Genomic DNA, 13,679 nt, shown 5'->3' with positions numbered 1-13,679 from the left:
TCGATCAGGCCTCCGTGGCGAAGGCGCCGTGGCAGTGCTTGTACTTCTTGCCCGAGCCGCAGGGACAGGGCTCGTTGCGGCCGACCTTGCCCCAGGTGGTGCTATCGTCGGGACTGCGCTCGAGCACGGCGGTATCCGCCGAGAGGTCGCGCGCGGCGTAGCCGTAGGCGGGGCCGCCGCCGCCCTCGCTGCCCGAACCACGACCGAACTCGTTCTCCCCGGTGACCGGGTCCAGATGCTGCGCGAACATTGGCGGAAGCTGAGGCTGGCCGAGACCGGCCTGCTCGAAATTCGCCGAGGACCCGTCGGCGCCCTCCGGCTCCTGGTACATGATCTCGATGCGCGAAAGCTGCCCGGTGACCTGTTCCCGTAGCGCCGTGACCAGCTGGTTGAAGAGGTCGAAAGCCTCGGACTTGTACTCGTTGAGCGGGTCGCGCTGGGCGATGCCGCGCCAGCCGATCACCTGACGGAGGTGGTCGAGGGTGACGAGATGCTCGCGCCAGAGATGGTCGAGCGTCTGCAGCAAGACCTGCTTCTCGACGTAGGTCATCACCTCGGGCGTGTTCTTCTCGGTGCGCGCGGCATAGGCCTCTTCGGCCGCCTTCTTCAGGCGCTCGCGCATCTCTTCGTCGGCGATGCCTTCCTCTGCCGCCCATTCCTGGACCGGCAGATCGAGGTTCAGAACATCCTGGGTGCGCTCCTTGAGCCCCTGAATGTCCCACTGCTCGGCATAGGCGTTTTCGGGAACGTGCACGGCGACGAGGTCGTCGATCACACCCTCGCGCATCTCGTCGACCGTCTCGCGCACCGTCTCCTGGCCCATCAGGTCGCGGCGCTGCTCGAACACGACCTTGCGCTGGTCGTTCATGACGTTGTCGTACTTCAGCACGTTCTTGCGCATGTCGAAGTTGCGCGCCTCGACCTTCTGCTGCGCCTTCTCGATCGCCTTGTTGATCCAGGGATGGATGATCGCTTCGCCCTGCTGCAGGCCGAGCTTGGTCAGCATGCCGTCCATACGGTCGGACCCGAAGATCCGCATCAGGTCGTCCTGCAGCGACAAGAAGAACTTGGAGCGGCCGGGATCGCCCTGGCGACCGCCGCGGCCGCGAAGCTGATTGTCGATGCGGCGGGATTCGTGGCGCTCGGTGCCGACGATGTAGAGGCCGCCCGGCAGGTCCTTCTTCAGGCCGGCTTCCGGGTTGGCCTTCTCGCCCGAATTCAGAACCTTCTCGCGGTTCTCGGCAATCTCGGCCCGCAAAGCTTCGATGGCGGCATCGCGCTCAGGTCCCGCCTCGAGATGCGCGAGCTCCTTCTCGATGCGCATATCGAGGTTGCCGCCGAGTTTAATGTCGGTGCCGCGGCCGGCCATGTTGGTGGCGATGGTGATCGCGCCGGGCACGCCGGCCTCGGCGACGATGTAGGCTTCCTGCTCGTGGAAGCGGGCGTTCAGCACCGCGAAGCGCTTGGTCACCCGGTTCTCGCGGGCCGCCTTGTAGACGTCGGTGAGAGCGTTCGGGTCCGAGTAGTCGAGCAGGGTATAGCCGTGCTTGGTCAGGAGCTCGCCGATCAGCTCGGACTTCTCGATCGAGCCGGTTCCGACCAGGACCGGCTGGTGGCGCTCGTGAGCCCTGTCGATCTCCTGGATGATCGCGTCGTATTTTTCCTGGACGGTCCGGTAGACCTGATCGTCCTCGTCGACGCGTTCGATCGGCTTGTTGGTCGGGATCTCGACGACGTCGAGCTTGTAGATTTCGGCGAACTCGTCGGCCTCGGTCGCGGCCGTGCCGGTCATGCCGGCGAGCTTGTTGTAGAGGCGGAAGTAGTTCTGGAAGGTGATCGAGGCGAGCGTCTGGTTCTCGGGCTGGATCGTGACCTTCTCCTTGGCTTCCAGCGCCTGGTGCAGGCCTTCCGAATAGCGCCGGCCCTGCATCATGCGGCCGGTGAACTCGTCGATGATCACGACCTCGTCGTTCTTGACGATGTAGTCCTTGTCCAGCGTGAACAGGGTGTGGGCGCGCAATGCCTGAGTGACGTGCGCGACGATGGTGACGTTGTGCGCGTCGTAGAGGTCGCCCTCCTTGAGGATGCCAGCCTCGCGCAGGGCCTCCTCCATGAACTCGTTGCCCTCTTCGGTCAGCGAGACGGTGCGCTGCTTCTCGTCGAGGTCGTAATGCTCGGGCACGAGATGCGGCATGATCGCGTCGACGGCCATGTACAGCTCCGAGCGGTCGTCGACCGGGCCGGAGATGATCAGCGGCGTGCGGGCCTCGTCCACCAGGATCGAGTCGACCTCGTCGACGATCGCGAAGTTGTGCCCCCGCTGCGTCATCTGCGAGAGCTCGTACTTCATGTTGTCGCGCAGGTAGTCGAAGCCGAACTCGTTGTTGGTGCCGTAGGTGATGTCGCAGGCGTAGTTTTCCTTGCGCTGATCGTCGTCGAGCCCATGAACGATGGTGCCGACGGTCAGCCCCAGGAACTTGTAGATGCGGCCCATCCACTCGGCGTCGCGCGAGGCGAGATAGTCGTTGACGGTGACGACGTGGACGCCCTTGCCCGAGAGCGCGTTGAGCACGACGGCGAGCGTGGCGACCTGGGTCTTGCCCTCGCCGGTCTTCATCTCGGCGATGCCGCTCTCGTGGAGCACCATGCCACCCATCAGCTGTACGTCGAAGTGACGCTGGCCGAGCACGCGCTTGGCCGCCTCGCGGACCAGGGCGAAGGTCGGTACCAGCACGTCGTCCAGGCTCTTGCCGGCCGCGACTTCAGCTTTCAACGCCATCGTACGTTCGCGAAGCTGGTCGTCCGTGAGGGCGGAAATCTCCGGCTCCAGCTTGTTGATCTGGTCGACCCGCGGACGGAAGCCCTTGACCCGACGGTCGTTGGACGAGCCGAAAATCTTCTTGGCGATGGAGCCGAGCATCGTGAACCTACGGACTTAGAAAGTGCGGCCTGCGAGATACCGAAACGGCACCATCAGCAGGCGTTGGCCGGGCTTATAGAGGTAAATATCCGAGGGCGCATCCGAAAGAGCGGCTATACAATCTGACTGCTCGGAGCTGCTCGTGATGGTTGGAAAGCGCGATCACTCCACCACCGCCAACCGTGGATTCGGCGTCAACACGACGGCGTAGTAGCTGCCCCAGTCCGATCCCAGCGGCCAGTGATGAGTGGGGAAGGCGTCGACGAGATCCTGACCGTAGAGGTCGACCGCATCCTCGCGGCAGATCATCAGCTTGGCGGCCGCGACGATGTCCTCGCGGTCGATCACCGCCAACGCGCGCATCGCCGGGTTGCGGGCGAGCCAGTCCCTGACGGTGGCGATGAGCAGCGGGTAGCCGGGGTGCAGCATATCGTCGAGGCACAGGATGCCCCGGGGATGCAGGCTCTGCACGGCGAGATCGAGATCGGCCGTGAGGCTTGCAGGTGTGTGGTCTCCGTCGATGTGCCAGAAGCGGACCGGGCCGCCGAGAGACGCAGCCACTTGGTCGTGCGTGAGGTCGCGGGCGGCGGCCTTGATGGCAATGATGCTCCGGCGATCCAAGCCGAGCCGGGCGCAATGCCCGTGGAAGCGGTCGATCAGCCCCTCGTCCGGCCAGTCGAAGGTGTCGATGCCGAGCGCCCGCTCGCCGGGGGAGAGGCCGAGTGCCATCGCAATGAAGAAGCGGCCCTCGAAAGTGCCGATCTCGGCGAAATGGCCCTGGATGCCGAGTTTGCTCTGCCGGTGGATCACGTGCGCGCAGATCGTCGCGGCGAAGCGCGAGGACATGCCGCGCACGCTCTCGTAGTCCTCTGCGATATAGCGGTCGACGGCCGGGTTGCCGGAGCGGAAGGTCATGGGGTCTCGTCTCGTTCGCGGGCGGGGCGCGGCAAACCGCCGATCTCAGCGACCGGCTTTCAGCAAGGAATCGAACAGCCGCCGCACGGACTTCCGCTCGGTATCCAATTGGGTCTCCAAGGCCCGCACGTCCGGCAGGTTCACGGCGCGGGCGAGACGCGCCTGCGCTACCGGCGTCGCCTTTGAGGGATCGCCCTCCACCATTAGCCGCTGCCAGTGGTGAATGTCGTCCAGCAGCCGGTAGGCGGCGCAAAGCGTTTCGCTGTCATCGTCGGAGATCACATCGTGCTCTGCTGCGAGGTGCAGCACGGCGGCGGCGTCTTTGCCGATCAGGTCGGGGATTGCGCTGGCATGGCCGAGGACCAGGGCCTGCGCCAGGAAATCGAGATCGAGCAGGCCGCCGGGCGCGAGCTTGAGATCGAAGGGGCCGTTGTCGCCCTTCTCCTTGGCGACGAGGGTGCGCATGCTGCGAACATCGCGGTCGACGGATTTCGGATCGCGCCTTTTTCGCAGCGCCTCGCGTATCACGACGGTCGCTTCCTCGGCAAGGCTGATGTCGCCGGCGACGACGCGGGCGCGGGTGAGCGCCATGTGCTCCCAGAGTTCGGCTTCTTCTCTCTGATAGGCGCGAAAGCTCCCGAACTGCGTCGCCACGGAGCCCTGGCCGCCGCCTGGGCGCAGCCGCAAGTCGACCTCGTAAAGGCCGCCGCGCCGGGTCGGCGCGGTGAGCGCCGCGACAAGACGCTGCGTGAGCCGGTTGAAGTACATCGCCGCGTCGAGCGGGCGCTTGCCGGTGCTGGAGCGGTTCTCCTCGTCAAAGTCGTAGAGAACGACGAGGTCGAGGTCCGAATCTGCGGTGAGCTGGCACGAGCCGAGACGGCCGAAGCCGAGCACCGCCATTCGGCCTTCCGGGACGGTTCCGTGCTCGGCCTCGAAATGGCGCGCGACCTCCTCGAGGGAGCTTGTCACGGCAGCATCGGCGATGGCCGAGAAGGCACGGCCTGCACCCTCCGGCGTCAGGATGCCGGAGAGAAGCTGCGCCCCCGTGACGAAGCGGAGCAGGCGGGCGGCGTCGCGCGAACGGTCGAGGAAGACCTCGTGGCTCTCCGGCTTGCCGAGCAGGGTCCGGTATTGCGCGGCGATCTCGGCCGGATCGGTCGTCGGATCGACGAAGGCCGGGTCGATGACGGCGTCGAGCACGTGCGGGCTGAAGGCCACGATGTCGGCGAGGCGGGGCGCGCTGCCGAGGAGGTCGGCGAAGAGCGTACGCAGCCGCTCGCGCTCGCGCAGGATCGTTAGCAACTCGACGGCGGCCGGCATGCGGCCGAAGGCGCGGTCGAGATTGTCCAGGGCGTTGTCCGGGTCGTGCGTCCCAGCGAGGGCCTGGATGAGGGCCGGGACCAGCTCCGTCAGCACCTCGCGGGCGCGGGCGCTGCGCACGGCGGAGCGCCGACCGAAATGCCAGCCGCGTACCGTCTCGGCGACGCGCTCGGGCTCGCGAAAGCCGAGTTTTCGCAGGGTCTCTAGCGTCGCGGGATCATCTTCCGAGCCCGAGAAGACGAGATCGCCGATCTCGGACGAGAGATCCGGCGCGGCCTCGAAGAGCAGGGCATAATGGGCCTGGACCCGGCGGGCATGGCCGAGAAGTGCCTCCTCGAAATGCTTCCGGGTCTCGTAGCCGGCAAATCGCGAAAAGCGCTCGATATCGGCATCGTCGGTCGGCAGGCGCTGGGTCTGCTCGTCGCGCACCATCTGCAGGCGGTGCTCGATGGTCCGCAGGAAGCCGTAGGCATTGCCGAGCTCGTCGCGCGCCTCGGCCGAGATCCAGCCATCCTCGTGCAGGGCCGACAGCATCGGGATCGTGCTGCGTCCGCGCAGGTCTGCACGTCGGCCGCCGAAGACGAGCTGCTGGGTCTGCACAAAGAACTCGATCTCGCGAATGCCGCCGCGCCCCAGCTTGATGTCGTGGCCTGCCACCGCGAGGGCCTCGTGCCCGCGCACGGCATGGATCTGCCGCTTCATGGCGTGGACATCGGCGATGGCCGCGAAATCGAAGTATTTTCGCCAGACGAAGGGCTTGAGATCGCTGAGGAAGCGATCGCCGGCCGCGATATCGCCGGCGATCGGCCGTGCCTTGATGAAAGCAGCGCGTTCCCAGTTCTGCCCGGTGGTCTCGTAGTAGTGATAGGCGGAAGTCAGGCTCAATGCCGTTGGGGTCGAGCCGGGATCGGGACGGAGCCGATAGTCGACGCGGTGGACGTAGCCCTCGGCGGTGCGCTCCTGCAGGAGCTTCGCCATGCCTTGCGCCAGCCGCGAGTAGAACTGGGTCGGCTCGACGCTGTCCTTGAGCGGCGCGGCCTCGCCGTCGAACAGGACGATCAGGTCGATGTCGCTCGAATAGTTCAGCTCACGTCCACCGAGCTTACCGAGGCCCAGCACGACGAGGCCGGAGCCTTCCTGCGGGTTCATCTCGTCTTTCGGAAAAAAGCGCCCTGCGGCTGCGGCCTGAAGCAGCATTGCATCCGCGGCGGCCGAGACCGAGGCGTCCGCGAAATCGGCCAACGCTTCCGTCACGGTCTTCACGGGCCAGACGCCGCCGAGATCGGCGAGGGCGACGAGCAGCGCGTGTTCCGCTCGGTTCGTCCGAAGCCGGGCGCCGATCTCGACTAGATCGGTGGACGAGCGCCCGGCTGCGCGCTGGTCGTCAACAATCCGAGCGTTTGCGGCCTCCGGTGCCTCCGCGAACAGCCGGCCGAGCCGCTCCGGATCGCGGCTGGCGAGCCCCCATAGGAAGGTCGAGTGGTCGGCAATGGTCAGGAGCAGGTCATGGGCCGGCCCCTTGCGCAGCTTGGCCGGCAGCGCGTCCGCGATCTCGGAGACGAGCTTCTCGGCTTCTCCGGGATCGGACAAAGGCGGCGTGCCGACGAGGCGTGCGATCAGCCCATTCTCGCTGGCCATGGCAGCTTACTCCGCGTTCACCCTGCGACCCCGCGCGCTGACGCGCCTCAGGATGCGCGAGAGCTGCTCGGCCGAGTAGGGCTTGTGCAGCAATTCGAAGCCGTGCGCTCCTTCCTGGGCGAGAACGTGGCTGTAGCCGGAGGCGAGCACCACCCGGCAGGTCGGGCAGGCGACGACGGAGCGCCTTGTCGGACCGTCGCATCTCGAGCTGCGCCATGACCGTGCGGGCCAGCGCGCGCAGGATGAAGTGTCGGTGATCATAGGAGGCCGCCGTCACGCTTCGATGCCGCAACGTAGGAAGGGCATCGTCGAAGCTGTTCGCGTGCGGACATGCCATCTCCTATCACGGCACCGTCATCGGTGTCGCTCGACGCGTGCCCTGACCGGCGAGGCGGAAATTCAGGCTCGCGGCAATGACAGCTTAACCGCCAGACCCGGATTATTGTTTCGCAAGGAGAGGGTGCCGCCGTGCAGGCGCACCACCGCGTTGACGAGGCTCAGGCCGAGGCCGAAGCCGGGCCGCGAGCGCGCATCGTCCAATCGCACGAAGCGGTCGAGAACACGGGCCTGCTCACCCTCCGGGATGCCGGGGCCATGGTCCGCGACGCTCAGCGCGATGCCGTCAGCCTCAGCCTCAGCCCTCATCGTGATGCTGCGTTCGCCGGTGCCACTTGCGCCATACTTGATCGCGTTGTCGGCGAGGTTCGCGAGCGCCTGCCCCACGAGCTCGCGGTTGCCCACGAGCATCAGGCCTGGCTGCGCCTCGACGGATAGGGTCAGACCGCTCTCCTCGGCCAGGGCCTCGTAGAGCTCGCCGACCTCTCGCAGCGCCTGGCCTGCGTCGAACGCGGAGAAGGACTCGCGGGCGCTGCCAGCTTCCAACCTGGCGATGGTGAGCAGCGCCTCGAAGACGCGGATGAGTCCATCACTCTCGTCGATCACGGCACCGATCGCCTCGCGCAGTTCTTCCGGCGAACGACTCCCCCGCAGGGCCTCGTCCGCATGGTTGCGCAGGCGGGTCAGCGGCGTCTTGAGGTCGTGAGCGATGTTGTCGGAGACCTCCTTCATGCCGCGCATCAACTCGCCGATGCGTTCCAGCATGAGGTTGAGATTCTGCGCCAAGCGGTCGAGCTCGTCGCCCGTGCCGGCGACGCGCAGGCGCCCATCGAGGTTGCCCGCCATGATGCTGCGCGTCGTCTCGGTCATGTCATCCACCCGCTTCAGCACCCGGCTCGCCACGAACCAGCCGCCGATCACACCCAGCAGCAGCACCAGGGCGAGCGAAGTACCGAAGGTGTTGCCGATGGCGGCACGCAACTGGTCGCGCTCCGCGGTGTCGCGGCCGACGAGGAGCCGAAAGCCTCCGGCGAGGGTATAAAGACGGACGATCGCCCGGTGCTGGACGTTCCTGGCATCGACGTCGCGGCCGTAGGAGATCTCGAACTGTCCGGTGTTCGAGAGGAGGCCGGAGGGGATCGACCCGACATTGCCAACGACGTGCTCGCCCGCCGGCGTGGTCACGAGGTAGAGCGAGGCCCCCGGCTCCTTGGAGCGCCGCTCGATCACCGAGATCAGCGTGCGCAGGCCGCCGGCGGTGTATTGTTCCTGCAGGCCGTTGATCTCGGCCTCGATCGTCTGGACGATCTGGTCGTCAAGAACTCTTCGCGCATTCCATGCGACATAGCCGAGCGCCGTCACCGCGCAGAGCGCGAAGATGACGAGATAGGCGAGCGAGAGCTTGAACGCGGTGGTGCGGAAGAGCTTGCCGAAGCGCGGCAGCAGGCCCTCTCGCGATGACCGAGGAGGGGCAGCCGCCGTCACTGGGCGCGTTGCTCCTCGGCGCGTACCACGTAACCGGTGCCGCGTACGGTCTGGATCAGGGCGTGCTCGAAGCCACGGTCGATCTTGGCGCGCAGCCGCGAGACGTGCACGTCGATGACGTTGGTCTGCGGATCGAAATGGTAGTCCCAGACATGCTCGAGCAGCATGGTGCGGGTCACGACCTGTCCGGTATGGCGCATGAGGTATTCGAGCAGCCGGAATTCGCGCGGCTGCAACACGATCTCGCGGCCGGCCCGTGTCACGCGGTGCGACAGCCGGTCGAGCTCGAGATCACCGACTCGATAGGCGGTGGCCTCGGAGGTTCCGGACGCGCTGGCGCGGCGGCGAGCCAGGACTTCGGCGCGCGCGAGCAGCTCCGAGAAGGCGTAGGGCTTCGGCAGGTAGTCGTCACCGCCGGCCCGCAGGCCCTTGACCCGATCGTCGACCTGCCCGAGCGCGGAGAGGATCAGTACCGGCGTCTCGACGTTCTGCTCGCGCAGGGAGCGGATCAGCGACAGTCCGTCGAGCTTCGGCAGCATGCGGTCGACGACCAACAGGTCGTAACCGCCCTCGCGTGCCATGGCATAGCCGTCGAGCCCGTCCGTCGCCTGGTCTGCGACGTGCCCGGCCTCGCGAAAAGCCTTCACGAGATAGGCGACGGCCTCTCGGTCGTCTTCGATGATGAGGAGACGCATAATGCTCTCAGATAAGGCCTTCCCGGCCGCGGGAAAATGGTGTGATCGCACGTCGAAAAAGGAACCGTCACAATTAAACCATACCGGCAAAACATCGTGGCGGATGGGCGCAAGACTCTGCGTCCGCTGGATTATTTGAAATACCAAGACATTTTTGCTTAGTCGTTTTCCAGTAACGGCACAGCCTGGAGTCGATCTCGACACATGAAGACCGCGACCGAAACGGTTCCGTTCCGCAATCTCAGCCTCGTCAAGACTGACGAGGCTGCCGACGACATTCGCGCGTCGGTTACGCGCAGCCTGCAATCCGGCATGGCGGCGATGCGAGAACTCGCTGCGGCCCTCGATTCCGATCTCGGCGATGCCTTTGAGCAGGCTGTTCGGACCATTCTCCAAGCCAAGGGCCGCGTCATCGTCTGCGGCGTCGGCAAGAGCGGGCATATCGGCCGCAAGCTTGCCGCGACGCTCGCGTCCACCGGGACGCATGCATTCTTCGTGCATCCCACGGAGGCGAGCCACGGCGACCTCGGCATGATCGCGCCGGATGACGTGATCATCGCCCTGTCTTGGTCCGGCGAGACCGCCGAGCTCGGCGACCTCGTCGGCTTTTCAGGCCGCTTCTCGATCCCGCTGATCGCGGTAACGAGCAAGCCCGAGAGCACGCTGGGCCGCGCGGCCGATATCCTGCTCGCGCTTCCGCGTGTGCGTGAATCCTGTCCGCACGATCTCGCGCCGACCTCCTCGACCCTGATTCAGCTTGCGCTCGGCGACGCGCTCGCCGTGGCGCTGATCGAGCAGCGCGGCTTCACCTCGGCCGGCTTCAAGGTGCTGCACCCGGGCGGCAAGCTCGCCGCGCGGCTGAAGACCGTTCAGCAGCTCATGCATGCCGGTCCGGACATTCCGCTGGTGTCGGACTCTACGGTGATGTCCGAGGCACTTATCGTGATCGCCGGGCGGCGCTACGGCTGCTGCGGCGTGACGGACACGGATGGACGGCTCGTCGGTATCGTTACCGACGGCGACCTGCGCAGGCACATGGGCCCGGCCTTGCTCGACACCTCGGTGCGCGAGGTGATGACCGCGGACCCGATCGTCGTGGAGCCGGAGCTTCTGGCGAGCACAGCGCTCGGCCTGATGAACCGCAAGCGCATCACGGCCCTGTTCGTGACCGATGACGGACGCCCGGTGGGCATCCTGCACGTCCACGACCTGCTGCAGGCCGGCGTGGCCTGAGGGGCGCCGGAACCGGCACGTCCGGGCTCCGTTTGTCTGCCGCGCGATCCGAAATTGCTGTCTGTGAGCCGAGCTTCCGGTTTCTTGGATAAAATTCCGGATCGACGCGGCTGCTTCAGAGCGCAGGTGCTTTAGATTTTTCGCAGGCGCCGATGCGACGTCCGGACTGGACTTCGGTCATGGTCATGTTCTTGCCGCCCATCTGCATGGTGATGCGGCCTTGGAATCTGTCGGCGGAGAAGACGTAATTAGCCTTCGCCTTGGCCGAATTTTTTCCTTCGCATAAAATGTCGAAGCTGATCTGATCAGTCCCTTCGTAAATATTTGAAAATGGACATTTTGAGAGGGGATTGTTGTCGCTGAGGACGGCGATGCCATGATTGTCCGATCCTGCATCAGCCGACAGGCAAATCTGCGCGATCTTCTTTTGCGTCATGTCCTCGAGGTGCGGAAGCTCCAGTTTGACCTCGACCTCATATGACCCGCTTTCCAGCTTCATTGGCTCGGCGGAGCCGGGAATGGCGTAGAGAAGGGCGGACAGACAGGCCGCTCCCCATGCTTGGCCTCGGTTCAACATCGCGCTCCTCCGTTTCGCGTAACGAAACACCTGCGCGCCGACGGCGCGATCCGTTTCTTGCTCGCGATGCCATCCGTGACGCAGATGCGCGCGCTCGAAGGATTTCGGCACCAGCGCTTCGATCAACGAAGCGACGTGCTTGCCCCCCATCCCCCATTCTGCTAACGGCACCGCCCATCCCACACGCGGAGTCGGCCTCATGCCTGAATGAGGCCTTTCCGGTGGCCGGCATTCAGCCGGCTGCAACCTCCGCGGCGGAAATAACCGGAGAGAACACGGATCATGGCCGTCGATTTTACTATGCGTCAGCTCCTCGAAGCGGGCGCCCATTTCGGTCACCAGTCGCACCGCTGGAACCCGAAGATGCAGCCGTACATCTTCGGCACGCGCAACAACATCCACATCATCGACCTCGCCCAGACCGTGCCGGCGCTTCACGCCGCGTTGCAGGCCGTGAGCGACACGGTCGCCAAGGGTGGCCGCGTGCTGTTCGTCGGCACCAAGCGCCAGGCTGCCGAGGCGATTGCCGAGAGCGCCAAGCGTTCGGCCCAGTACTACGTCAACTCCCGCTGGCTCGGCGGCATGCTGACCAACTGGAAGACCATCTCCGGCTCGATCGCGCGTCTGCGCAAGGTCGATGAGACGCTCGATGGCGGGGCCCAGGGCCTCACCAAGAAGGAGCGCCTCATGCTGACCCGTGAGAAGGACAAGCTCGAGAAGGCGCTCGGCGGCATCAAGGACATGGGCGGCGTGCCCGACCTGATCTTCGTGATCGACACCAACAAGGAGCAGCTGGCGATCAAGGAGGCGAACCGCCTCGGCATCCCGGTGGCCGCCATCGTCGACACGAATTGCAACCCCGACGGCATCACCCACATCGTCCCGGCCAACGACGATGCCGGCCGTGCGATCTCGCTCTACTGCGACCTGATCGCCCGTGCGGCGATCGAGGGTATCGGCCGCGGCCAGGGCGCCTCGGGCGTCGATGTCGGCGCCTCTGTGGAGCCGACCGCCGAGGAACTGCCGGTTGAGGAGAGCCACGCACCCGCCTCGATCGAGTCCGACGCGATCACGCAGGCCGACGTTGCCGCGCTCGCCGACTCTACCGAGCATTTCGAGCTGCTCCCGGCGCCGCGCGGCGCTCCGGACGATCTCATGAAGCTGACCGGCGTCGGCCCGCAGATCGTGCAGAAGCTCAACGACGCCGGCGTCTGGCACTACTGGCAGCTCGCCGCCATGCAGGCGGAAGACGCCTCCAAGCTCGACGCCGACCTCAAGCTCAACGGCCGCATCGAGCGCGATGGCTGGGTCGCCCAGTCGCGCGCCCTGCTCGAGGCCGCTGCCGCCTAAGGCCCGTGCCGGGTGGCTCCACCCGGTTCGAGACCGCGTCACGCCACTGCAAAGCCCGGCGCTTAACTCAAGCGTCGGGCTGAATCCTTTTGAAGACCCGCACTTCAAGACCCGTCCGCATCCCATTCGCTGAGAGAGAATAGCCATGGCCGAGATCACCGCAGCCCTCGTCAAAGAGCTTCGCGAGAAGACCGGCGCCGGCATGATGGATTGCAAGCGCGCTCTGACCGAAGTCGCCGGCGACCTCGAGGCCGGTATCGACTGGCTGCGCCAGAAGGGCCTCGCCAAGGCCGCCAAGAAGGCCGGCCGCGTCGCCGCCGAGGGCCTCGTCGCCGTCGAGTCCGCCGGCCGTCACGCCGCGATGGTCGAGGTGAATTCCGAGACCGACTTCGTCGCCCGCAACGACAGCTTCCAGGCCTTCGCCCGCGAGGCAGCCAAGCTCGCGCTCGACTCCGACGGCACCCTCGAAGGCCTGCAGGCCAAGACCTTCCCGGGTTCCTCGGACACCGTGAACGACACCCTGCAGGGCCTCATCGCCACCATCGGCGAGAACATGACCCTGCGCCGCGTCGCCAAGCTCGAGGTCGCCAAGGGCGTGATCGCCAGCTACGTGCACGGCCCGATCACCCCGGGTGCCAGCCTCGGCAAGATCGGCGTGCTCGTGGCACTCGAATCCGAGGGCAATGTCGAGTTCCTCTCGACGCTCGGACGCCAGATCGCCATGCACGTTGCTGCGACGAACCCGGTGGCGCTCGACGCCTCCGGCGTCGACCCGGCCGTTCTGGAGCGCGAGTCGAACATCCTGCGCGAGAAGAACGCCGGCAAGCCGGACCACGTCATGGCGAAGATCGTTGAGAGCGGCCTGAAGAGCTACTACAAGGAGGTCACCCTCCTCGAGCAGCCCTTCGTCCATGACGGCTCCAAGACCGTCTCTCAGGTCCTCAAGGAGGCCGAGGGCAAGGCTGGCGCGCCCGTCACCCTCAAGGCCTTCGTGCGCTATGCACTCGGCGAGGGCATCGAGAAGGAAGAGGGGCCGGACTTTGCGGCCGAAGTCGCGGCGATGTCGCGCTAACCGCTTCTTATCGACAGCTTGAATTTCCCGAGGGGCGGCAGCGATGCCGCCCCTCGACGTTTCGGCCCTCGCCTTGCTAGAAGCCCCCGACATCATCGCAGTCGGATGGCGGCCTTATCCGCCCGTAGGGAGCCTTCG

The 13,679-nt window shown here is 65.8% G+C and carries 10 protein-coding genes; 3 read left to right on the top strand and 7 right to left on the bottom strand.

The features are described from left to right. Positions 1-4 precede the first annotated feature (4 nt). From secA to HCU64_RS10240, 6 genes are all read right to left on the bottom strand, one after another. Positions 5-2,920 carry a preprotein translocase subunit SecA gene (secA, locus tag HCU64_RS10265; RefSeq protein WP_233383763.1) on the bottom strand — a complete coding sequence of 972 codons (2,916 nt, stop codon included), beginning with the start codon at positions 2,918-2,920 and terminating at the stop codon, positions 5-7. 162 nt (positions 2,921-3,082) lie between these two features. After that, on the bottom strand, positions 3,083-3,835 hold the full coding sequence (locus tag HCU64_RS10260) for a class I SAM-dependent methyltransferase (protein WP_233383761.1): 753 nt from the start codon (positions 3,833-3,835) through the stop codon (positions 3,083-3,085). Positions 3,836-3,880: 45 nt separating this feature from the next. Next, positions 3,881-6,793, bottom strand: a complete 2,913-nt coding sequence (locus tag HCU64_RS10255) for a bifunctional [glutamine synthetase] adenylyltransferase/[glutamine synthetase]-adenylyl-L-tyrosine phosphorylase (RefSeq protein WP_233383760.1) — start codon at positions 6,791-6,793, stop codon at positions 3,881-3,883. Between the two features lie 6 nt (positions 6,794-6,799). Further along, positions 6,800-6,946 carry a hypothetical protein gene (locus HCU64_RS10250; RefSeq protein WP_233383759.1) on the bottom strand — a complete coding sequence of 49 codons (147 nt, stop codon included), beginning with the start codon at positions 6,944-6,946 and terminating at the stop codon, positions 6,800-6,802. Positions 6,947-7,192: 246 nt separating this feature from the next. Then, positions 7,193-8,614 carry a sensor histidine kinase gene (locus tag HCU64_RS10245; protein ID WP_233383758.1) on the bottom strand — a complete coding sequence of 474 codons (1,422 nt, stop codon included), beginning with the start codon at positions 8,612-8,614 and terminating at the stop codon, positions 7,193-7,195. Then, positions 8,611-9,309, bottom strand: a complete 699-nt coding sequence (locus HCU64_RS10240; RefSeq protein ID WP_233383757.1) for a response regulator transcription factor — start codon at positions 9,307-9,309, stop codon at positions 8,611-8,613. Before HCU64_RS10240 ends, HCU64_RS10245 begins: the two co-directional genes overlap by 4 nt. A 204-nt stretch (positions 9,310-9,513) precedes the next feature. Between HCU64_RS10240 and HCU64_RS10235 the strand changes: the two genes are divergently transcribed. Further along, positions 9,514-10,542, top strand: coding sequence for a KpsF/GutQ family sugar-phosphate isomerase (locus tag HCU64_RS10235; RefSeq protein ID WP_442785940.1), 1,029 nt, complete (start codon positions 9,514-9,516; stop codon positions 10,540-10,542). 115 nt (positions 10,543-10,657) lie between these two features. Here the strand turns inward: HCU64_RS10235 and HCU64_RS10230 are convergent, their stop codons facing one another. Next, positions 10,658-11,269 carry a DUF3617 domain-containing protein gene (locus HCU64_RS10230; RefSeq protein WP_233383756.1) on the bottom strand — a complete coding sequence of 204 codons (612 nt, stop codon included), beginning with the start codon at positions 11,267-11,269 and terminating at the stop codon, positions 10,658-10,660. 132 nt (positions 11,270-11,401) lie between these two features. On the opposite strand from HCU64_RS10230, the gene HCU64_RS10225 reads away from it, so the two are divergent. Continuing rightward, complete coding sequence (locus tag HCU64_RS10225) at positions 11,402-12,469, top strand: 30S ribosomal protein S2 (RefSeq protein WP_233383755.1); 1,068 nt, start codon at positions 11,402-11,404, stop codon at positions 12,467-12,469. A 145-nt stretch (positions 12,470-12,614) separates the two neighbouring features. Next, complete coding sequence (gene tsf, locus HCU64_RS10220; protein ID WP_233383754.1) at positions 12,615-13,541, top strand: translation elongation factor Ts; 927 nt, start codon at positions 12,615-12,617, stop codon at positions 13,539-13,541. Positions 13,542-13,679: the final 138 nt, after the last annotated feature.

The sequence above is a fragment of the Methylobacterium sp. C25 genome, from assembly GCF_021352225.1.
Taxonomy (GTDB): Bacteria; Pseudomonadota; Alphaproteobacteria; order Rhizobiales; family Beijerinckiaceae; genus Methylobacterium.
Note: the sequence above shows the minus strand (reverse complement) of the source record. Positions and strands in the feature narration are given on the sequence as shown.

Bases quoted from the DNA above. Each gene is read 5' to 3' on its own strand.
- HCU64_RS10255 (WP_233383760.1), bottom strand. From the start codon at position 6,793: ATGGCCAGCGAGAATGGGCTGATCGCACGCCTCGTCGGCACGCCGCCT.
- tsf (WP_233383754.1), top strand. From the start codon at position 12,615: ATGGCCGAGATCACCGCAGCCCTCGTCAAAGAGCTTCGCGAGAAGACC.
- secA (WP_233383763.1), bottom strand. From the start codon at position 2,920: ATGCTCGGCTCCATCGCCAAGAAGATTTTCGGCTCGTCCAACGACCGT.
- HCU64_RS10260 (WP_233383761.1), bottom strand. From the start codon at position 3,835: ATGACCTTCCGCTCCGGCAACCCGGCCGTCGACCGCTATATCGCAGAG.
- HCU64_RS10240 (WP_233383757.1), bottom strand. From the start codon at position 9,309: ATGCGTCTCCTCATCATCGAAGACGACCGAGAGGCCGTCGCCTATCTC.
- HCU64_RS10230 (WP_233383756.1), bottom strand. From the start codon at position 11,269: ATGGGGGGCAAGCACGTCGCTTCGTTGATCGAAGCGCTGGTGCCGAAA.
- HCU64_RS10225 (WP_233383755.1), top strand. From the start codon at position 11,402: ATGGCCGTCGATTTTACTATGCGTCAGCTCCTCGAAGCGGGCGCCCAT.
- HCU64_RS10235 (WP_442785940.1), top strand. From the start codon at position 9,514: ATGAAGACCGCGACCGAAACGGTTCCGTTCCGCAATCTCAGCCTCGTC.